Annotated in this window: 20 protein-coding genes and 1 pseudogene; 12 read left to right on the top strand and 9 right to left on the bottom strand. The window is 42.4% G+C overall.

Annotation, left to right across the window (positions count from 1 at the left end):
* The first annotated feature begins 151 nt into the window (after positions 1-151).
* Together AAEZ00_RS06450 and AAEZ00_RS06445 are read left to right on the top strand one after the other, a co-directional pair.
* Positions 152-1,219: a DUF2804 domain-containing protein gene (locus AAEZ00_RS06450; protein WP_351076770.1), complete on the top strand. Its 1,068-nt coding sequence runs from the start codon at positions 152-154 to the stop codon at positions 1,217-1,219.
* 188 nt (positions 1,220-1,407) lie between these two features.
* Positions 1,408-2,295 (top strand): sterol desaturase family protein, encoded by an 888-nt coding sequence (locus AAEZ00_RS06445; RefSeq protein ID WP_124012345.1) that lies wholly within the window; start codon positions 1,408-1,410, stop codon positions 2,293-2,295.
* A gap of 24 nt (positions 2,296-2,319) precedes the next feature.
* Here the strand turns inward: AAEZ00_RS06445 and AAEZ00_RS06440 are convergent, their stop codons facing one another.
* The 3 genes from AAEZ00_RS06440 to AAEZ00_RS06430 all read right to left on the bottom strand — a co-directional run bounded on the left by AAEZ00_RS06440 (position 2,320) and on the right by AAEZ00_RS06430 (position 5,546).
* A complete protein-coding gene (locus AAEZ00_RS06440) occupies positions 2,320-3,093 on the bottom strand; it encodes a class I SAM-dependent methyltransferase (protein ID WP_124012344.1) in 774 nt (257 codons plus the stop codon).
* 119 nt (positions 3,094-3,212) lie between these two features.
* Positions 3,213-4,154, bottom strand: coding sequence for a sugar kinase (locus AAEZ00_RS06435; protein ID WP_124012343.1), 942 nt, complete (start codon positions 4,152-4,154; stop codon positions 3,213-3,215).
* 207 nt (positions 4,155-4,361) lie between these two features.
* Positions 4,362-5,546 (bottom strand): methyltransferase, encoded by a 1,185-nt coding sequence (locus tag AAEZ00_RS06430; protein WP_351088459.1) that lies wholly within the window; start codon positions 5,544-5,546, stop codon positions 4,362-4,364.
* Between the two features lie 332 nt (positions 5,547-5,878).
* Between AAEZ00_RS06430 and AAEZ00_RS06425 the strand changes: the two are divergent.
* Positions 5,879-6,295 (top strand): annotated as a pseudogene (locus AAEZ00_RS06425) (hypothetical protein).
* A 183-nt stretch (positions 6,296-6,478) separates the two neighbouring features.
* Here the strand turns inward: AAEZ00_RS06425 and AAEZ00_RS06420 are convergent.
* On the bottom strand, positions 6,479-6,622 hold the full coding sequence (locus AAEZ00_RS06420) for a hypothetical protein (protein WP_351088458.1): 144 nt from the start codon (positions 6,620-6,622) through the stop codon (positions 6,479-6,481).
* 194 nt (positions 6,623-6,816) lie between these two features.
* On the opposite strand from AAEZ00_RS06420, the gene AAEZ00_RS06415 reads away from it, so the two are divergent.
* Complete coding sequence (locus AAEZ00_RS06415; protein WP_502959319.1) at positions 6,817-8,622, top strand: ABC transporter transmembrane domain-containing protein; 1,806 nt, start codon at positions 6,817-6,819, stop codon at positions 8,620-8,622.
* A gap of 225 nt (positions 8,623-8,847) precedes the next feature.
* Here AAEZ00_RS06415 and AAEZ00_RS06410 read toward each other — a convergent pair whose 3' ends face one another.
* Positions 8,848-10,446, bottom strand: coding sequence for an AMP-binding protein (locus AAEZ00_RS06410; protein ID WP_351088457.1), 1,599 nt, complete (start codon positions 10,444-10,446; stop codon positions 8,848-8,850).
* Between the two features lie 517 nt (positions 10,447-10,963).
* Here AAEZ00_RS06410 and AAEZ00_RS06405 point away from each other — a divergent pair.
* Entirely contained in the window at positions 10,964-13,555 is a 2,592-nt protein-coding gene (locus tag AAEZ00_RS06405; RefSeq protein ID WP_351088456.1) for a TonB-dependent receptor plug domain-containing protein, read from the top strand.
* 82 nt (positions 13,556-13,637) lie between these two features.
* On the opposite strand, the gene AAEZ00_RS06400 is transcribed toward AAEZ00_RS06405, so the two are convergent.
* The gene (locus tag AAEZ00_RS06400; protein ID WP_372491488.1) at positions 13,638-14,168 is read right to left on the bottom strand and encodes a thioredoxin family protein; all 531 of its coding nucleotides are present in this window, start codon (positions 14,166-14,168) and stop codon (positions 13,638-13,640) included.
* A 138-nt stretch (positions 14,169-14,306) separates the two neighbouring features.
* Between AAEZ00_RS06400 and AAEZ00_RS06395 the strand changes: the two genes are divergently transcribed.
* Positions 14,307-14,924: a LysE family translocator gene (locus AAEZ00_RS06395; protein ID WP_351076756.1), complete on the top strand. Its 618-nt coding sequence runs from the start codon at positions 14,307-14,309 to the stop codon at positions 14,922-14,924.
* Positions 14,925-15,142: 218 nt separating this feature from the next.
* Here AAEZ00_RS06395 and AAEZ00_RS06390 read toward each other — a convergent pair whose 3' ends face one another.
* A complete protein-coding gene (locus tag AAEZ00_RS06390; protein ID WP_101034392.1) occupies positions 15,143-15,469 on the bottom strand; it encodes a DUF3144 domain-containing protein in 327 nt (108 codons plus the stop codon).
* Between the two features lie 72 nt (positions 15,470-15,541).
* A complete protein-coding gene (locus AAEZ00_RS06385; RefSeq protein WP_372491490.1) occupies positions 15,542-16,093 on the bottom strand; it encodes a prepilin-type N-terminal cleavage/methylation domain-containing protein in 552 nt (183 codons plus the stop codon).
* A gap of 89 nt (positions 16,094-16,182) precedes the next feature.
* Between AAEZ00_RS06385 and ung the strand changes: the two genes are divergently transcribed.
* Positions 16,183-16,842, top strand: a complete 660-nt coding sequence (gene ung, locus AAEZ00_RS06380; RefSeq protein ID WP_124012335.1) for a uracil-DNA glycosylase — start codon at positions 16,183-16,185, stop codon at positions 16,840-16,842.
* A 101-nt stretch (positions 16,843-16,943) separates the two neighbouring features.
* Here ung and ispB read toward each other — a convergent pair whose 3' ends face one another.
* The gene (ispB, locus tag AAEZ00_RS06375; RefSeq protein WP_351076750.1) at positions 16,944-17,915 is read right to left on the bottom strand and encodes an octaprenyl diphosphate synthase; all 972 of its coding nucleotides are present in this window, start codon (positions 17,913-17,915) and stop codon (positions 16,944-16,946) included.
* A 404-nt stretch (positions 17,916-18,319) separates the two neighbouring features.
* Here ispB and rplU point away from each other — a divergent pair, with 404 nt between their 5' ends.
* From rplU to AAEZ00_RS06350, 5 genes are all read left to right on the top strand, one after another.
* Positions 18,320-18,631: a 50S ribosomal protein L21 gene (gene rplU / locus AAEZ00_RS06370; protein WP_011638532.1), complete on the top strand. Its 312-nt coding sequence runs from the start codon at positions 18,320-18,322 to the stop codon at positions 18,629-18,631.
* Between the two features lie 16 nt (positions 18,632-18,647).
* Positions 18,648-18,902 (top strand): 50S ribosomal protein L27, encoded by a 255-nt coding sequence (gene rpmA, locus AAEZ00_RS06365; protein WP_006080527.1) that lies wholly within the window; start codon positions 18,648-18,650, stop codon positions 18,900-18,902.
* A gap of 199 nt (positions 18,903-19,101) precedes the next feature.
* A complete protein-coding gene (cgtA, locus tag AAEZ00_RS06360; RefSeq protein ID WP_351076743.1) occupies positions 19,102-20,268 on the top strand; it encodes an Obg family GTPase CgtA in 1,167 nt (388 codons plus the stop codon).
* 20 nt (positions 20,269-20,288) lie between these two features.
* On the top strand, positions 20,289-21,047 hold the full coding sequence (locus AAEZ00_RS06355; protein WP_101034396.1) for a threonine/serine exporter family protein: 759 nt from the start codon (positions 20,289-20,291) through the stop codon (positions 21,045-21,047).
* A 55-nt stretch (positions 21,048-21,102) separates the two neighbouring features.
* Entirely contained in the window at positions 21,103-21,573 is a 471-nt protein-coding gene (locus AAEZ00_RS06350; protein WP_101034397.1) for a threonine/serine exporter family protein, read from the top strand.
* Positions 21,574-21,591: the final 18 nt, after the last annotated feature.

The raw sequence follows: 21,591 nt of genomic DNA, 5'->3' as shown, positions 1-21,591 counted from the left end.
TTATTAAAGATAACTCAAGTTATGTGCGTCACTATGCATACCGGTGTAACTAATAATCAATATTCCGTTTGCCCCCCCTTTTTACTGAGAGACACGGCATCAATGTTACTCGGTTGTTGACATTAATGACTGATCAATTCAGGTTAGTGTTATGCAACTTAAGTCAGATAAACAATGTGATGTAGGTAATGTAATGCAACATAAACAACCACAATTGGCTCCAGATAAATTGATCAATACTAATGGCCAGCCAGTATTTGGCCTATTTGATGGGATTGTTGATTCACTCAATGTTAATCAATTTGTTTATTCGACGGTAATGGACAAACCCGCATCGACATTGGCTAAGCATTTCGATTTTAAGCAGTTCCAGTTTGTTAACATTATTACCCCTCATTATATTATTGCTGTTGCGATTGCCGATATTCGCTATGTCGCCAATGGTTTTTGTTACCTTTATGACATTAACACCAACAAGCTTACTCAAACGCAATGGTTAACCCCGCTAGGGCTTGGGTGCCAGTTAAGTGATTCTCCAAAACGTGGGCGCGCCGAGATTGGCCGTAAACAAAAAGGTATTGTTATTGATATTGTCGACGGACAATGGCAAGTCGAGATTAATCTTGCAGACATACAAGCCAATTTACGTATTCAACCTGCGCCATTGAGTTTACCCATCAGCTTGTGTACTCCAACAGGTTATAACGGCTGGACCTATACTCAAAAGCATAATGGCTTAGCCGTAACGGGGCAATTAACCATTCATCATGAACCGCAGCCTTTACAATATGCGCTGGCGGGTTATGATTTTTCGGCCGGATTTATGCGCCGTGAAACCAGTTGGCGTTGGGCTTCAATCAATGCCCAAACTGAAGACGGTGTTATTGGGTTGAATTTGGCGGCTGGGGTTAACGAAACCGGTCAGACCGAAAATGTCATGTGGGTAAATGGCGAGCGTCACTTGTTGGGCTGCGCGCAGTTTGATTTTAATCGACACTCACAACAAGATTTGTGGCATATCACCACCAATGATGGTCAAGTTGATTTGTATTTTAGGCCGTTAAATCAACGTAGCGAAAAGCTGAATTTAATCTGGTTAAAAAACAATTTTAGACAATACATTGGTTATTTTAGCGGGATGATTGGCGATAATAATGGCAAACAATATCGCTTAAAAAACCAGCTAGGCTTAACAGAAGATCATTTTGCCAAATGGTGATGACGACTAACGGTGTCGACTAGATAAGTGATTTTTTAGTCTATGGTCTATGGCCTATTAAAAACGGATTATTAAAAGCGGTTTACTAAAATGGGTTGTGCCGGAAGAGCGATTTGATTAGGAATGCGAAGTAGCGAAGCGTTATTACAAACGTTGTTAAAATAATAATAAATAGAAATGGATAACATATGGACATGGATTTACTGATAGCTCACCCAGAGTGGTTATTACTGGTGTTAGCGCCGATTTTTTTCGGCTGCATTTTATTGGAGTGGTGGTTTGGTGTTCGCGCCCAGCGATTGCCGAGTAATGCTCAATATCGCCCCGGCGAAGTGTTGTGTAATTTTGTATTGGCAGGCATGCATCAAGTGGCGGATATTATCGCGGGCTTATTGATTGCGAAGATCTATTTACACTTTTTTGGCTGGCGCTTATTTGATATCGAAATGACATTATTCACTTTTGGTTTATTGCTTATTGCTCAAGACTTTTGTTATTACTGGTTTCATCGCGCTAGCCATCGTATTCGTTGGATGTGGGCGGCACATGTGGTGCATCACAGCTCTGAAAATATGAATTTCACTACTGCATTTAGACAAAGCTTAATGTATCCACTGGCGGGAATGTGGCTGTTTTGGTTACCGTTAGTGGTGATTGGCTTTGATCCTAATTGGGTGGTGTTTGCGGTGTTACTTAATCTTGGATTGCAGTTTTTTGTTCACACCCAAGCGATTAAGTCGTTAGGGCCGCTAGAGTTGATTTTTAATACGCCGTCCCATCATCGTGTTCATCATGGGCGTAACCCGCAATATATCGACAAAAATTATGCCGGGGTGCTGATTATATGGGACAAAATTTTTGGTACGTTCGAGCCTGAGATTGAAACCGTGGTATACGGTATTACTAAACCGGTAAACAGTTTTAACCCGATAGTGGTGACATTTAGTGAATGGCGCGAGATGTGGCGTGATGTCACCCAAGCGCAATTATCTCTAGGGCAGCGGTTACGAATATTATTTGCACCGCCCGCAACCCATCAACAGCCCCCCCCAAGAACGAATACCACTTTAAGCTAACCTAAAGCGGCGACGCGTTTACTTTTATACTACTTTTATTGCCTTGATAGAGTAAATAAGTGGCATGAGGTGGCCTTGATGTTTTAGCTGGTAACCTTTACCTGCCACAAACTCCAAACCTTCGACGCAGTTGTAGGGACTGTAAGGATGCTCGTTAAACGCTTCGATACTGAGTCCCGCATTAATGAGTGCGCTAATGACTTCGCTTATCGGATGCGGCCAAGTGACTACCGTTTCAATTTGGTCGTTGTGGTTTTCGGTGTAGGTGACTTCATCTTCGATATCCGGTTGTGTCTGGGGAAAGTATCCATAACCACACAACACATCATTAAAAGGGTGGAACTCAACCAAATGAAATTCACCGCCTGGACGTAATGCGCCAGCAATGGTTTGCGCCCAGCGGGTTAAGTCTGGTAACCAAGATAACACTCCGTATGAGGTGAACACGATATCGTATTGCTTGATATTGTTTTCACCAAATTGATAGATGTCCTGGTTAATGAATCTTGCCGATAATTGCAATTGGGCCGCTAGTTGCTTAGCCTTTACTATCGACTCGCAGGATAAGTCTACGCCAGTGACATTGGCGCCAAGTCTTGCCCACGATAAGCTGTCTTGGCCAAAGTGACATTGTAGATGCAACAGGCTTTTGTGGTGTACATCGCCGACCTGTTCAAGTTCAATGGGGTTTAATGATGACTTACCTTGGATAAATGCGTCTAAGTCGTAAAATGTTGAGTCGAGGTGGATTTGAGTTCGCTGGTTCCATGCGTGTTTATTGATGGCTAAATAGTCCATTTTCAATGTCTTCTTATTGCTTTTATAGGGTAAATTGTCCAAATGACTCAATAATATTACTTGGTTTGAAGCTAAAACACGAATGACTCAATAAGCGACAAAAGATGACTCTTTAGCTGTTATTGCATGATTAATTTTTGACGTTCAATAAATTGATGAAACTCAATTTTAGGTGCAATGGCGCCTTTATGCTGAATCACAAATCCCGCTGCTTGGGAGGCTAATTTAATGGCGGCGCTGATATCAACGCCAGTTAAGCGCGCGCCTAAATACACCCCGTTGAACGAGTCGCCCGCTGATGTGGTGTCGATAACGTTTTTTACTGGTGTAATCGAAAAATGCTGTTGCTGGTCATTAATCACATAGTGAATGCTGTTTTTACCGCTTTTAACCACCAGTTCGTTAATGGCGTAAGGCTGGCAGAACGCAATGATGTCTTCAACAGAATGAATACCGTAAAGTTGATTAAAGTCATCAACACCTGGCAGTACGACATCGGCCACACTAAACGCAATATCAAACTGTGCCTTTGCTTGGTCTGGACTGTGCCACATTCTTGCGCGGTAGTTAGGGTCAAACACAATACTGACACCCGCTTGCTTACATTGTTTAATCAGTAACCAAAATGCTTCGCGATCTTCTTCTTTAATAACCGCTAAAGAAATGCCTGAAAAAAACACCATATCCGCCTGAGAGATTTTACTGATGGCTGCTTCGTCAATAAATTGCATCATTTGCCGTGCTGCTGAGTCGCTGCGCCAATAAGTAAAGCTGCGCTCGCCATTACTGTCAGTTTGTATTGCATACAGGCCGGCAATTTTGTCAGTGCTTTTAAAGACCATATCGGTATTAATTTTTTCATCTTCAAAGCGTTGCAACATGGCCTGGCTAAAACTGTCTTGGCCAATGGCTGTGACTAGGTGCGTGCTAATATCGCTAAAGGTGCGCTTAAGGTAAACCCCAGTGTTATACACATCACCAGCAAAAGATTGCTGTAAGCTGGTGGCCGTTACACGTTGTAATTCGACCATACACTCACCAAATAAAAAAATACTTTTCACGGTTATAACTTCCTTTTTAACGTAAAAATAACGCTTACATTTTTTTAAAGACGACTTTGTATTGGTTAATTTGCGTATTAGGTTAAGTTGGAAATGCTTTAGTGGACATTCGCTCTAAGGTCTGCAAAAGTCATTCGTAGACCGGGTTGGCGCTTTATCCACTCTTGGTCAAGCGACTGAAGGGCTCACTGTCAGTCGTTAATGGGGTTATTTCGTGGCTTGTAAAATTACAAACTTACCATTGGATGCAACCGTGGTGCAGTTTTTAAAAATGCGGTTTATTTTAACGTGATAGGCCAAGTGCCGATTGCCGACGATATGTAATAAGCCACCTTTCTTTAAACGCTTATGGGCGTCAACAAACATTTGCCAAGCGATATGGTCGGTGATGGCTTCACCTTGATGAAACGGTGGATTGCATATCACTAAGTCTGGCTCAACACCTGCGGGCAAGTTGCTCAGGCAATCGTCCCAATGGAAAAAGGCTTGAGGCGCCGCTGGGTTTTGACCATCTGGGTTTTGGGCCTGAGCGTTTGTGGTGTGAGTCTCTAAAGCGTTAGCTTGCCAATTGTGTTTTGCCGAAGCGATAGCCATATCAGAATCATCCACAAAGTGAATCTGCGCATCTGGATAACATTGCTTCGCGTGTAAGCCTAAAATACCGTTACCGCAGCCTAAGTCTATAATGTGATTAAATTCACCTTTGGGCATGTTGTCGAGCATAATCCTTGCGCCGATATCGAGTTTATTGGCGGCAAATACATTGGCAAGATTACTCATAGTGAGTTTGAGATCATCAACATTCCAACTCACCGCTTTTGCCAATGGGCGTTGTTTGCCATCGCTAATACAATTGATAACCCGAGTGTTTTTCCACGCTAAACTGGCTGAGGCTGGGCCAAGGTTTTTTTCAATACTGGCCAGCAATGCTGGATTAATTGATTTAGCTTTAGCACCAATAAGGACTTGGGTTCCCGTAGGTAGCACTGTTGATAACCGCGCAAGTTGCTGGCCAAAGTAGTGTAGATTTTTCGGCAACTTCATCAGCACTAACTGAATATTTTGCGGCAATGTATCGCGGCTATTTACCCAATGTATGTCGCTAGGTGCCAGTTTATTGTGTGATAAATTTTGCTGACAGCCCAGTAAACTGGTTTTTGCATCCGTTTCAACAAGCAATGTACTGTTTGGGTTTTGGGTTACTAAGGCACACGTTAGCGCACCAAAATTGTCATTAAGGATGGCGGTAGTGGTTGCCGTTAGTTCTGCGTCGATTAGGTATTTTACTAGGTGTTCATCAGCCGCATCCCATGCTTGTAAGTTTGATGCTTGTTGGCTTGGATAACGAAAAAGCTCAAGCTCTATACCGAAACAAGCAAATTGGGTTGTCATGACTGGGTTACCTAATAAAAAAAATATCAATAAAATAGCCAAATATTATCTCAGATAACACCTAGCAGCGCGAGGCTTAGGCTTAAACAAGTTAATAAGGACAATTAGCCGAGTGCCGCGATTTTATCGGTTACCTGCTTTTCCTTCCGCCATAACTATTTTTAGACTTCATGTTTAATTTTGATATAAAACAATATGATATAGGTATTTTAGCGTTGAGAATAAAGAGTGCTCTGGTGAGAATGGTCATGCTACAGAGATTATTGCTATTAACGGTACGGTTCAGCAACATTAATATATTGACGTAAAATAATGGTTTTCAAGGGATAATGATGAAAGGTGCTGGTGGGACATCAGGTGGAATGGGTCAGTTCTTTATTGGCTTAGTGATGATCTGTGGTGGCTTTTATATGCTGTTAACTGCCATTAAAGTGACCAGCTCGTTTGGTTTTAGCAGCCATTTATATCAGCTAGGCGGCTTTGGGCTTACCAGTGGCGTGGTCATTATCCCCTTTCTGTTTGGCGTGGGAATGATGTTTTATAACGGCAGAAATATTCTCGGGTGGTTGCTGACATTTGGTTCGTTAGTGGCATTAATTTTGGGCAATAAGCTTGATTAATTTTCGTTTTTCTTACATGAACGCATTTAATTTAATCGTTATTTTGGTGCTCAGCGTGGTATAGGCTTGTTTCTAGGTTCTTTGACGGCGGTTGAACAGCGTTTCCTGAGTCTTAATTGTGTATTGTGACGGTTAACAGCCGCTCGTTTCAACATTAATAATAGGGCGAGCAGCGGTTGATGTTGCTTGACGGTAACGTCAATAACACGCTGCGGTGCCTGCATCTTCAATGATAACCCCATGCCAATATATTCATGTTCCACTGAACACATTAGGGAGTTTGTTACAATCACCTTCAGGCAGATTGATTAATCATGTTATCCCCTCAGCGGTACCATTGGGATAACCATACACCAGCTTAATATCGACACCATCAATATTAAGCGTGGTTGTCGCCAGTCTTTCAACGCCTGCAATAGCGGCTTTTGAATAGCTTAATGTAGCTGCAGACTGCATCGCTGAGTCTATTGCAAGTCTATTGCAAATCAATGCAACGCAGATAGCAGGACAAAGAGCGGTTTGGTAAGCGTTTATTATCCCGAGCTGGGTTAGTTAGCCAGTGGGGTAGATGCTTAGTTGTTAAGACATCTACAATATTGTGTTTTGTTGTTATTATCAGTCCATCTTAGTTTTATACGCTGGTTAATACTGTGACGAATTCAACGACTACTTCAACCTCGGCTGTCTCTTCTGCTAACCCGCACATACGACATCCTGTTCTACCTTGGATCCTACAGTTTTTATCCCCTTATCGGATCAAGGTAGTGGCTGCGATTGTATTTTTGTTTATTGGATCGCTAGCATGGCTATCGCTTGGGCAAGGTGTTCGACTCATGGTCGATGAAGGCTTTATTGCCGATAATGCTGGGCGCTTGAATGAAATTATGTTGTTTATAGTTGCTATTACCGCGATCAGTGGCACTGCGGTTTTCTGCCGGTTTTATCTTATGACTTGGCTTGGTGAGCGGGTCAGTGCTGATATCCGGTTGCAGGTTTATAATCACTTATTATTGTTATCGCCTGCTTTTTTTGCGACTCAGCGAACGGGTGAGGTAATTTCACGATTTACCGCAGACAGTACCTTGTTACAAAGCGTCGTAGGGTCGAGTCTATCTATGGCGCTGCGCTCCAGTGTGACTGTGGTTGGTGGCATCGTTATGATGGCTTTTACCAGTGTTAAATTGACGGCATTAGTTTTGTTAGCGGTGCCTTTGGTATTAGTGCCAGTAAGCTTTTTTGGACGAAAAGTCAGAAATTTGTCGCGTAAAAGCCAAGATAGGGTCGGCGATCTTGGTGCGTATATCGATGAGACATTACATGAAATTCATACTGTTCAAGCGTATACCCACGAAGCTAAAGACCGCCAACTCTTTGCCGGCCGAGTTGAAGCAGTAATGGATGTGGCTAAAGGTAGGATCAAATACCGCGCCCTATTGATTTCAACTGTGATGTTTTTAAGCATTGTGGCGATAGCCTTTGTGACTTGGATTGGGGCACAAGATGTTATGTCTGGCAGTATCACAGGTGGTGAGCTGTCTGCGTTTATGTTTTATGCCGTGATGGTTGCAGGCGCGGTGGCGACCATCAGTGAAGTGTTTAGCGAGATCCAACGAGCCTCTGGCGCCGCAGAGCGGTTAGTTGAGTTAGTTAACACGCCTATTGATATACCTGAGCAAGTTGCACCGAATCAATTAGTCGTGCCTGTTAATGGTTTGCTCAGTTTTGATAAGGTGTGCTTTGCTTATCCGTCTGATCTGGGACAAGACGTGATCCGCCAGTTGTCGATGAAGATTGCCCCAGGTGAAAGAGTGGCGTTAGTGGGGCCTAGCGGAGCAGGGAAGAGCACCTTATTTGAACTAATGATGCGTTTTTATCAGCCTAAACAAGGGCGAATTTTATTAGATGGTACTGATATTTCGACTCTGACATTGGCTGACTTACGCCAGCAGTATGCGCTTGTGCCGCAAGAGTCGGTGATTTTTGCAATGAATGTACTCGACAATGTGCGTTATGGTCGCTTAGATGCCAGTGATGAAGAGGTTAAGCAGGCCTGTATTGCCGCTAAAGCGGATGAGTTTATTGGCGAGTTTGCGCAAGGCTATTTGACCTACTTAGGTGAACGTGGAGTACGTCTGTCTGGCGGGCAAAAGCAGCGTATTGCTATTGCAAGAGCTATTCTTGCTGACAGGCCAATATTACTGCTTGATGAAGCGACGAGTGCGTTAGACGCTATAAGCGAAATCAAAGTAAAGCAGGCGCTTGATTCTCTTATGGCTAAACGCACCACGGTGATTATTGCCCATCGATTGGCGACCGTGATCAATGCAGACCGAATTTTTGTGATAGATAAAGGGCAATTAGTTGCCAGCGGCACCCACAGCGAATTAATGGCCAGCAATGAGCTATATCGTGAATTTGCCAGTTTACAGTTATTGATGGATAACGAGCCGTCATAATCGTTATCGCTTTAAGGTATGAGCTTGTGGGTGGCGAATAAAAAAGATGCCTAGGCATCTTTTTTATTCAAATCGATTAACCGTGTTAAATGACGTTAATCACAGTTCGATAACCTCACTTGATAACCCCAGTTTGATAAGCGCTTATTATCCAGAGTCGAGGCAAGTCACGTGACGCTTTACTAACATAACGCTCTACTTACTCGATCTCTATTTACTCGCTTTCTATTTACGGAGTTCCCGGCGCAAAATTTTGCCAACAGCACTTTTCGGTAGTTGTTCGGTAAACTCAATAATTCGTGGCACTTTATACGCAGTAAGTTGGCTGCGACAATAATCTTTAATGACTTGTCTTGTTTCATCAATATTCGTCGATTGTTGTTTCAGAACAATCACGGCTTTTACTGCTTCACCAGAACGTTCATCTTCAACCCCCACCACGGCACACTCGAGCACTAACTCATGGGTTGAAAGTACGTCTTCGATTTCATTAGGATAAACGTTAAAGCCAGAGACAATAATCATATCCTTTTTCCGATCGACAATGGTGTGATAACCCTCTTCACTCTCAACGCCTATATCGCCAGTCTTAAAAAAGCCGTCTTCGGTCATGACGTTAGCGGTTTCTTCTGGCTTATTCCAATACCCTTGCATCACTTGCGGGCCACGCACGGCAAGTTCGCCAGCTAGACCGACAGCGACCTCATTATCATCTATATCCAGTACTCGAACTTCAGTCTCTAATACAGGTTTACCAATAGTGCCAAGGCGTTGATATCCAGGGGCATTAATGCTGACTACCGGAGACGTTTCAGACAAACCATAGCCTTCTGAAATCATACAACCTGTGGTTTGCTGCCATAAATTAGCCGCTGCACTGGTTAATGCCGTACCACCAGAAATTGTTATTTTCATTTTACTGAAATCTAAGGCTTTAAATTCTGGTTGATGACATAGTCCGACAAATAATGTGTTTAAGCCGGCAAACCCGGTAAATGGATAGGCTTTCATGGTATTGATTAGCCCAGCAATATCACGAGGGTTTGGAATTAATACTGAGCAACCACCGGATTCAAAATACAACACTAAATTAACCATAAAAGCATAGATATGATAAATCGGTAATGGGGCGACAAAGACATCATGTCCTTCGGTCATGGTACTGGCAATTCGTGACTTTACTTGGCCAGAATTGGCTAAAAGGTTGCCATGATTGAGCATGGCGCCTTTTGACAAACCCGTTGTCCCACCTGTGTATTGCAATGCAATTAAGTCATCGTGGGTTGGTTTTACGGGTTGGTATTGATGTTGGGCTCCTTCGGCTAACACGGCCATAAAGGTTACTTTATCGAATAAGGTATCTGGCTGGGGTTGTGGCTGAATAAGATCCATTGCGTGGGTTGAAATAAGCAACTCTACTGCGGTTTTGCTGATGACGTTGGGTAAGGTTGGCAGTAAATCAGATAACACCACTAAGGCTTTTGCACCTGAGTCGTTAAATTGATGAATAAGTTCGCGCTCGGTGTACATAGGGTTGGTATTGACTAACACCATTCCCGCACGAATCGCGCCATAAGCCGCGATAACAAACTGTGTAATATTAGGCAGCTGGATTGCGACTCTGTCGCCCGGTTGCAACGAGGTGCAATGCTGTAAATAACTGGCAAAATGGCGAGAATTTCGTTCTATTTCAGCAAACGTAGTGCCCTTTCCAAGACAGGCATATGCCGTGTTATCTGCATACTTGTCGCAGGCTTTTTCGATCAAATCAACTATGGATGTGTATTGGTGTAAATCAAGTACTGAATCTGCATCATAAGCCATGCATACCACCTTAGATATTTTTGGTTATTATTATAAATCAAACGTCCGTTTAGATTATTTTACTAACCTACACGGGTCAATATTAATTGGCAAAGATTGACTGAAATTGAGTCAAAATTAGATTATTCATTTTGAAACGATCATTTTGGATGGTTGATTTTAGATTATTCATTTAAAACAGCTATTATAGAAATGAAGTTATAAAAACGCGACTCTAAGCGTAAATTTATGGTTACAGTTGAGTTTTATGTAGAGTTGTTGAAAAAGTTTACTGGTTGGAAATGATTGTTTTCTTGTGACGTATGTCACTAAAAATCAATTGCTTAAGTTATTAATTTGTGAATATTTCTTTAGCATACACTTATTTACCCCAAAAAGTGTTAGCAATTATGTTTCAATTGTTATAAAAATGTAGTCGGAATAGGGAGTATTTCCATAGGGAGAGACCTGTTTTTCATTTATTTTGGTGAAAAATATCGTCGACAAACAACAATAATAAGCAGTTGAGAACATAATAATGATGCAATCAAAAAAAGCTAAATTTGGTATTAGCTCTTTGAGCTTAGCCATTTCATTTGCACTTGCCGGATCTGTGATTAGCACTCAAGTATTGGCAGCTGATGAAGAAAATGTGGAAAAAATTGCCGTAGTAGGCTCACGTGCGGCACCTCGTTCAATTGGTGATTCACCGGTACCCATTGACATTATCAGTAGTGATGACCTAAAGAAAAACGGTTCAACAGACATGATTGACTTGTTGGTGACCTCAGTACCGTCTTTTAACTCACGAGCTCAACCTATTAGTGATGCCGCGACACTGGTTCGTCCAGTTAACTTGCGTGGTCTACCGTCTGACAGCACGCTGATTTTGGTTAACGGCAAACGCCGTCACCGTGCTTCGGTTATTGCTTTCCAAGGTGGTGGCATTAACGATGGTGCTCAAGGCCCGGACATTTCAGTGATCCCTGGTGTGGCATTAAAGCAAGTTGAAGTCTTACGTGACGGCGCAGCGGCGCAGTATGGGTCGGATGCGATTGCGGGTGTAATGAACTTCGTATTAAAGGATGCTTCTGAAGGCGGTTCAATCACTGTCAGTCAGGGCGAATATTACGAAGGTGACGGCGCAACAACCACCATTGACGGTAACATTGGTTTACCATTAACTGATGATGGTTTTATTAACCTCAGTGCGCAATATAAAACCGCTGATGCAACGAGTCGTAGCGTACAGCGTCCAGATGCAGCCGCGATTGCAGCCGCGGGTAATACAGCCATTCAAGACCCTGCCCAAACTTGGGGTAACCCAGAAATTGAAGATGATTTCACTATATTTGTAAATTCTGGCTTTGACATCAATGACAATACTCATTTGTATGCGTTCGGTAACCTGTCATCGCGCAAAGCTACTGGTGGTTTTTACTATCGTAACCCACATAACCGCGGTAACGTTTATTCAGTAGATGATGGTGAAAGTTTATTAGTCGGGGATGTTGGTTTGGCTACCGATGGGGTAGCAACATGTAACAACATGAATGTTCCTATTCCTAAGATAGATACCGATGGTGATGGTATTCCAGATCAAGATGGAAACGTGTTGGGTACTGACGCTTATCAAGCAATGGTTGCCGATCCGAACTGTTTTGCAATGAACCAAGTTCGTCCAGGCGGGTATACACCTCAGTTCACCGGTAAAATTGAAGATATGTCTTTCTTCGCTGGTGTAAAAGGCGAGTCTGGCGAGTGGATGTATGATGTGAGCGCAGGTACGGGCAGTAACAAAGCCAGCTTTGGTTTAAAGAACTCATTAAACCCCTCTCTGGGTTTAGATACACCCACTGACTTTGAAACAGGTTCATACGAGCAAGTAGAAACAACTTTTAATGCTGATTTTAGTCGATTCGTTACTATTGGTAGCTTAGAAGACATTAGCTTTGCTACGGGTTTTGAATGGCGTGAAGAGTCATTTGAGATTGGTCAAGGTGATGAAGCTTCATGGATTGCAGGTCCTTATGCTGATCAAGGCTTCAACATTGGCTCACACGGCTTTAAAGGTTTTGGTCCAGAATCAGCCGGTAAAAATGACCGAAGCAACATTGGTGTTTATACCGACATTGAAGCGTATTTAACCGAAGACTTATTATTAGGCTTTGCACTTCGTTATGAAAATTTCTCTACTTTTGGTGACACATTAAACTACAAGTTAACCGCGCAGTATGTTGCTACCGATGAGTTATCATTCCGCGCTTCACACAGTACCGGTTTTCGTGCACCAACTGTGGGTCAAGAAAACGTCGTGAACACTCAAACATCGATTGTTAACGGTGACTTGATCCAAACCTTTACTGCGCCGCCAACCAATCCTTTATCTGCTTTTTATGGGGGTGAAGTACTTAATCCAGAAGAGTCTGTTAGCTATGCAGCTGGTTTTGTATATCAATATGAGAACTTGTTCTTAACGGTTGATTACTACAACATTGAAGTAACCGGTCGCATTGCACAGTCAAGCCAAATTTCGGTTGAAGCCAGTGACTATGATGCATTAAGAGCTGCCGGTGTTGAATTCCCTGAGTTAATCTCGGCGGTAACTTTCTACACTAATGATTTTGATACAACGACTCAAGGTGTTGATATTGTAGGTACTTATATGACAGAAATGCTGTCAGGTGATGCCAAATTTAGTTTAGCCTATGGTTGGACAGATACAATTGTTGATAAATTTGATCCTGAAACAACGGATGCAGGTAAGGTTCGTCGTTTAGAAGATGGTATTCCTGCACACCGTGCCACCCTTACTTGGGGCCAAAGCTGGGATGATTTAAGCATGTCAGTTCGTGGTAATGTCTTTGGTGAGTACTATGCAACCCATGCTGATGATACCTCTGCTGCTGGGTCTGAAATGGCTGATGCTGCTGTGACTATCGACCTTGAAGTCAGTTATGCGGTACTTGATAACCTAACGGTATCAGTGGGTGCTAATAACATCTTTGATCAAGAAGCGCAGAAGTTGAAAGACGGCACTTTAGGTTCATTAGGTGCGGTGTACTACGAAAGTGGTCCATTTGATTACAACGGTGGCTTCTACTATGGCCGTGTAAACTATCGCTTCTAATTAATTGAAGTGGCAATGAGCGTTATTGGCTCAATGACAAAAAGACTGCTGCGGCAGTCTTTTTTTATTTTCATACTGCCACTTAAGCACCGTTCGGGTTGGCTAACGATAAAGCATGGTAAAGGTCGTCAATAATAAGTGCTTTAGGCAGCTCAATACCATTTGGATAGGCTGGGCCATAGACTTTATTATATGGGGTACCAGCAACCGCTTGCAGGCCCATATACTGCTCAATAACAGTATCAGCTCGGGTCCAGTTACCTTGCATTAAGATAATGTGCCGTTGGTTTAATGTATTGACCACTTGCTCGCGATGAAGCACATTGGCTTTATTGGTTTGGCAGGGCACACACCAGTCGGCGGTAATATCAACCAACACGATATTTCCTTGTGCCACATAGTCAGCAATTTTTTGCGGTTCAAGTGGCTGCCAATTCAATGTTTGGTAGGCTTGATAGTCTTCACCTTTATTAATAAAGGCAATAACACCGGCAAAACAGATCCCCATGAAAATGAGCATAACGATCACTAAGGTCGGGATCGGTTTGCCCTTTATTTTTGCCCAAATCAGTATGACTACGGCGCTGAACATAACCAAAAGTAATATCATCATTAATGTCGCCATAGGTTTCCTGTGTAAATGCTTTATCATCTCGTGGAGTTTCAGTACATTAGCATTGTCGGCTTAACTGGTTGTTAAAATGTATTTTGTACAAAGACTCATGATTGTTCATTGTAAATAAGAGGTGTTATGACGTTAAGTACTTGGCTGGGACTCCTCGCTATTTGTTGTTTGGGAGCAATGTCCCCAGGACCTAGTTTAGCTATGGTAGTGAGGCATACGCTCAGTGGCGGAAGATTACATGGCGTTGTGTGTGCTTGGGCGCATTCGATAGGGATTGGTGTGTATGCGTTAGTCACTTTACTAGGACTGGCCGCAGTATTAAAGGCATCCCCATTAATTTTTAATACCATAGCCATCATCGGGGCGATTTACTTAGCGTGGATGGGGATTAAGGCTCTAGGGTCTAAAGGCGGTATGCAGCAAAAGTTGGCTGCGGGCAAACCTACAGGTCTGTGGATTGCAGCAAGAGATGGTATTGTTATTTCGTTATTTAACCCAAAGATATTACTGTTTTTCTTAGCCTTGTTCAGTCAGTTTGTGTTAGCGGCTCAGACCGTTACCGGTCAAGGTTTGATTGTGCTTACGCCGTTAATTATTGATGGCTTGTGGTATACCATTATTGCATTCGTGTTATCACATTCAGCTGTATTACCTAGGTTACGTGAAAAGACCAAGCTGATTGACAGGCTTTCTGGAATTGTATTGATCCTGCTTTCTATTAGGGTTATCTACACTCTGTTATAGCGCGTGCGTTTGAGGTGCTTAGACTAATAAATGATATTGGCGGCAATAAAATGCAATGGTTAGAGTGAAAAGTGAATTGAGACGATGACATGTGACGCTTATATTTGGCAACAGTTCGTGGTCAGTGATGAGCAAGGCGGTCATTAACAATAATCCCTAGCAGTAATCTGCTAGGGATTATTGTTACAACTAATCATCTGTGGTGCGTAGAATGAATGTTAGCCGCCTTTAAACTGTTGCACGCTATCATCGCCTTTTTGTTCTTGTTCAGGTGCAGCGACAGGAGGGTTAGCGATATGGTCTTCTAAGTTTTCTTTTAGCATGGCTTTAAATTCATCAGAAAACCAAGCTAATGCATGATCTTTTTCAGCGGCAAGATCAGCTGATTTAATTGAGGCTTCGAACGCATTAAAGCGTGCAGAAGCAAATCTCATTGCTGTACCGACTTTACCAATATCATTTTCTTGTTGGCTTAGTTGATTGGCTAGGGCAATAAATTGGTCAGCTACTTGATACATTGTTAATTCTGTTTTGGCTTCAGACATTAGATCCACTTTGTTGGTAAGTTAATTTTCTACTGAGTGTAACGTCTTTAATTGAAAATATCAGGTAAAAAATTATCGATTGGGATCTGAATCTACCAACACTTGGCCGTTACGTGAATCATAATATATCGATATAAGCGGTAGTAAGTTGAAGTAATAACGGCATTGGTCTGGGTTGATATATTGAGCTTGGTAATCAGATGTATCTTTATTAGCACTGCTCGATACGCTGGGACCATCCTGCAACAGAGTAGGCCAGACGGAAAGGCAGTCATTAACATTATTCAATCTTGGCGAAGCTTCGTAAGGTGGATAATTTTGTGCAGGGTAACCCCATTGGTTCATATCAAGTTCGCCATCGGTTCCAGCTTGACTGAAAATAGCTAGATTATCTGCTGGGCCTGAATACCCCATGGCGGCCCATTTTATATGGGCCAAGGTTATTGCCGAAGAAAATGCCCCGCCAGTGGTTTTTACACTGGCTATTCTAGCGTCTTGGCCTAAATCGACGAACCTAGGCAAAGCGATAATTGCGATGATCCCAAGTATGATAATAACCACGACAAGTTCAATAAGGGTAAAACCGTTATTAGCAGTGCTTTTGTTATTATGTAATGGCATCATATTATTCATAAGGGTGATTAAGCTGTTAATAGTAAACCAAAGACTAAGTGGTTCACAAATTTGTCGTTTTCTTTTAAGGAATACATTGAATGACTTCTCATTGGCAAGAGCTGTTTGAGCAACAACAATCTCAGGCATATTATCAACATTTGCAAAGCTTTATAGCCTCACAAAGGGTCAATAATAAAACCGTTTATCCACCTGATGATGAAGTATTCGCGGCTTTTGATTTAACACCGCTGTCAAAGGTTAAAGTGGTGATATTGGGGCAAGACCCTTACCATGGGCCCAATCAAGCTCATGGGTTGTCTTTTTCGGTTAAAAAAGGCATAAAACCGCCGCCATCATTAGCGAATATCTATAAAGAATTACGTAATGATATTGAAGGCTTTGTAATACCCGAACACGGCGATTTGACCCCATGGGCTAAGCAAGGAGTATTATTATTAAATACCGTGCTGACGGTAGAGCAGGGGGTAGCTCATTCACATGCTAAATCAGGCTGGGAGGTGTTTACTGATAATGTATTGAGTCGATTGAATCAGCAATCATCGCCCATTATATTTGTGTGTTGGGGAAATCATGCGATTAAAAAAGGTCGATTGATTACCGCACCTCATCATGTGCTGCAGGGGCCACATCCATCGCCATTATCTGCTTACCGTGGTTTTTTTGGCTGCGGTCATTTTTCAAGCGTAAATAAAATATTATTTGAACAGGGTAAAAAACCCATTAATTGGCAAGTTTGATAACAAAAAAGAAGGCGTGAATATGATATTCACACCTTTTTTTCAATACATCGTTATCAGAAAATCAATGTCATCGCGAACCATTCAGTTTTTAGCTACTGCTAATTATTGCGATTAACCGACAAGTGAGCTAATGAAATTAATGCTTGTTTGTAGTCATTTTCTGGGAAAATACTCAGTGCATCAATGGCTTTTTGTGCTTCGACTTGAGCTTTTTCTTGAGTATAAGTCAAGGCTCCAGACTCATCTAATGCGACTAAAATGTCATCAATTACTTTGGTTCCATCGCTATGCTTAATAGCGTCTCTAATCAATTTTCTTGCTTGATCAGAGCCGTTTTCCATTGCGTAAATTAACGGTAATGTTGGTTTCCCTTCAGCAAGGTCATCGCCAATGTTTTTGCCTAGCTCGTCGGCGTTAGCCGTATAATCGAGTAAATCATCGGTTAATTGAAAAGCCGTGCCGAGGTATTTACCGTAGTCAGCCAATGCTTGCTCTTGTTCTGGACTAACCTTAGCTAATACGCCGGCTAATTGAGTTGCCGCTTCAAATAACTTTGCCGTTTTACAGTAGATAACACGCATGTAGTTTGCTTCGGTGGTATCTGGGTCATTACAGTTCATCAACTGTAAAACTTCACCTTCTGCGAGCACGTTAGTCGTATGGGCAAGGACTTTAAGCACTTTCATGTTGTCTATCTCGGTCATCATTTGAAATGAGCGAGTGTATAAAAAGTCACCTACGAGCACGCTCGCGCTATTACCAAATAAAGCATTGGCCGTTTCACGGCCCCGACGCAGCGTCGATTCATCAACAACATCGTCATGTAATAAAGACGCTGTATGAATAAATTCAATAATTGCCGCAAGCTTAAGGTGATGTTCGCCTTGGTAGTCAACAGTTCGGGCGGCTAATACTGATAATAACGGGCGTAAACGTTTACCACCGCCATTGATAATGTAAAAGCCTAATTGATTGATTAGGGCTACATCAGATTCAAGTTGTTTGTATATCAGCTGATTGACTGCTTGCATATCAGTGTCAGCCAGTTGACGAATGGCGTTTAAATCCATAATAGTCTCTGGTTGTTGGGCGACAGGCTTTGCACCCTTAATTAATCATATCGAATTAGAGCGCATATCTTACAGGATATCAGTGCTATTTTTCAAAGTATGTATTTCCACAATTGAGCCGACAGAATCCTGATTTTGCGATAGTTTGCTGGATTACTCTCAATTCACCTATAAAACGTAGATCTAAATGAACACAACCATGTTAACTAAATTTTAAAGATGACACATTAGCTATTAATGAATAGTGTGCAGTAATAAGGTCTTTTTTATTTGAGAGTGAATTATGACTTGCCTGATGATAATTCTTCGCGTAGAATCCGCGCCCATTGTCATTAAAAGTTTTTTAGCACCTAGTCTCGTCAATAATATGAGTTAGTGTGTTAGTCATTTGGAGTAAAATAGCCATGTACGCTGTTTTTCAAAGTGGCGGTAAGCAACATCGTGTTGCTGAAGGTCATACAGTTCGTTTAGAAAAATTAGAAGTTGCTACTGGTGAAACCGTAGAATTCGATCAAGTTTTATTGATCGCTGATGGTGAAACAGTGCATGTTGGTGCTCCTTTAGTTGCTGGCGGTAAAGTCGTAGCTGAAGTAGTTGGCCACGGTCGCGGCGAAAAGGTAACTATTATCAAGTTCCGTCGTCGTAAGCATCACGACAAGAAAATGGGCCACCGTCAGTGGTTCACTGAAGTTAAAATCACTGCGATTAGCGCATAATTTAGGAGTCTAACTCATGGCACATAAAAAAGCTGGCGGTTCTACTCGTAACGGCCGCGATTCAGAAAGTAAGCGTCTTGGTGTTAAGCGCTTTGGTGGTGAATCAGTTCTAGCTGGTAACATTATCGTTCGTCAACGTGGTACTAAATTCCACGCTGGTGTAAATGTAGGTATTGGTCGTGACCATACTTTGTTTGCATTAACAGACGGTAAAGTAAAGTTTGAAGTTAAAGGCGCTAATAACCGTAAGTTTATTAGCATCGAAGCTTAACTCTTTACAAGCTAGATCTCGAAAGCCCTGCCTATGGTGGGGCTTTTGTGTTTTTTATATCACTAAACTATTATAGATAGTTTGATGGTTTTGTTATATGCAGTAGGCGATATCGTGATGAATACTATCTTCAGCGCTTTCCTGCAAACCCCATTGATTTGGGGCTATAATTACAGATTATGTGGCGTCAGGAGTCAGTATGAAGTTTGTTGATGAATCGAATATTCGCGTAGAAGCCGGTGACGGTGGAAGCGGTTGCGTGAGTTTTAGACGCGAAAAGTATGTTCCCGATGGTGGCCCTGACGGTGGTGATGGTGGTGATGGCGGCAGTGTATATCTGCAAGCTAACGAAAACCTCAATACACTGATTGATTACCGCTTTACTCGTTTTCATATGGCTGAACGTGGCACAAATGGCCGTGGTCGTGATTGTACTGGCCATGGTGGTAAAGATTTAGTTCTTCAAGTACCTGTCGGTACTCGTGCTATTGATCAAGACACTGGTGAGTCTCTGGGCGATTTAACTGCTAATGGGCAAAAGTTACTTGTGGCTAAGGGTGGTTTTCATGGTTTAGGTAATACTCGTTTTAAGACCAGTACTAACCGTGCCCCGCGTCAAAAGAGCTTAGGTACCCCAGGTGAAGTCCGTTCATTGAAGCTCGAGCTTTTATTGCTTGCTGATGTGGGTTTGTTAGGCATGCCAAATGCCGGTAAATCAACCTTTATCCGCTCGGTATCACGTGCGACGCCTAAAGTCGCTGACTACCCGTTTACCACTTTGGTACCCAACCTTGGAGTGGTTAATCCGCGTCCAGGTCAAAGCTTTGTTATTGCCGATATCCCAGGTCTAATTGAAGGCGCTGCTGAAGGTGCTGGCTTAGGTATTCGTTTCTTAAAGCATCTTGAACGTTGCCGTATGTTGTTACATATAATCGATATCGAACCCATTGATGGTACCGATCCAGTGTATTCTGCTCGTGCCATTGTAGGTGAGCTTGAAAAATATTCTCCAAAGCTAGCAGCAAAACCGCGTTGGTTAGTGTTTAACAAAATAGATTTGATACCTGAAGATGAACTTCAGCAAAAGATTGATCAAATCGTTAATGAATTAGATTGGCAGGGTGATGTGTACACCATGTCAGCGTTCAACAGAACTGGCACTGAAGAGTTAAGCATTAAAGTGCTTGATTATATTAGAAGTTTACCGGCCATTGTTGAAGAAATAATCCCTGATGCAGACGTCGAATTCAAATGGGATAATTATCATAGTGGTGAAGAAGAAATTACCAATGAAGATTATGATGATGACTTTGATGATGATTTTGATGATGATGATTATGATGTAGAAGTCATCTACCAACGCTAAATTGCTCATTTGAGGATTTCGTGTACGAAGATAGCCAAAATGAAATTACCCGTCTTGTAGTGCGCTGTGCGCAACTACTGTTGGCCTATGGTGCTGAGTCTGATCTTGTTGAAGAGATTAGCCAGCGCCTTGGTAAAGCGCTAGGTCTTGCTAGCATTGAGTTATCGATTTCATCTAATGCATTAGTATTAACTAGCTTAGTACAAGGACGATGCGTTACCACGACCCGTCGTATTCGTGCTCATGGCATTAATATGATGGTGATTTGTGAACTTCAACGCATTTGTATACTGACAGAAAAAGGTATTTATGGTGCTAATGAAGTTCGTAGACGCCTCGCTCATATCACTCCTAAATCGTACCCCGCTATTGCTGTAATTCCTATGATTGGTTTGTCATGTGCAAGCTTCTGTCATTTATTTGATGGTGATCTGATGGCGTGCCTAATCACATTTTTTGCCTCATCGACTGGAATGATGGTGCGGTTATTTCTTGCCTCGCGGCATTTCAATTTATTAGTTAACTTCTCGCTGACCGCGTTTGTGATCACGGGCATTGCCCAAATTGGCTACATTTCCTCTATTACCGAAACGCCTCAAGCGGCAATGGCGGCAAGTGTGTTAATGCTTGTCCCAGGATTCCCACTGATTAATGCTATTTCTGATATGGTTAAAGGCCACATGAATGTGGGTATTTCTCGTTGGGGCCATGCGACCTTGTTAACCTTAGCATCGGTTATTGGTATTACCATTGCAATGCAACTGGGGGGCATTTTTTAATGCTATCCTTAGCATCGGTTGTTACCATTGCAATGCAACTGGGGGGCATTTTTTAATGTTATCCCTGCTGAGTTTACTGTTACATGATGCTTTTTTTTCGGCGATACCCGCAGTCGGTTTTGCGATGGTGTTTAATGTCCCTAAGCGCTATTTAATCTACTGCGCCATAGCGGGTGCCATAGGTCATAGTTCAAGAACTTTTTTATTAAATTTTTCAATGCCAATTGAATGGGCGACCTTTGTTGCAGCTGCGATTGTTGGCTTGATCACCATTCAGTTCGCTAAACGTCACCTTGCGCCACCATTGATGTACGCCGTGGCGGCTATTATTCCTATGGTGCCAGGTACCTACGCATTCAATACTGTCATCGCATTAATTCAATTAACGGCACAAAGCCAAGTCAGTCCAGAGCTCAGCGCTCAGGTCATCGTAAACGGGTTAAAAACGGTGTTTATTCTAGGTGCGCTTGCTGTTGGGTTAGCGTTACCTAGCTTACTTTACTATCGCAACAGACCGATTATTTAACGACAAGGATTTTGATAT

Origin of the sequence: Shewanella sp. S1-49-MNA-CIBAN-0167 (assembly GCF_040310145.1) — a bacterium.
Classification (GTDB): domain Bacteria; phylum Pseudomonadota; class Gammaproteobacteria; order Enterobacterales; family Shewanellaceae; genus Shewanella; species Shewanella psychromarinicola.
This window is presented reverse-complemented; position numbering and strand designations above follow the sequence as displayed.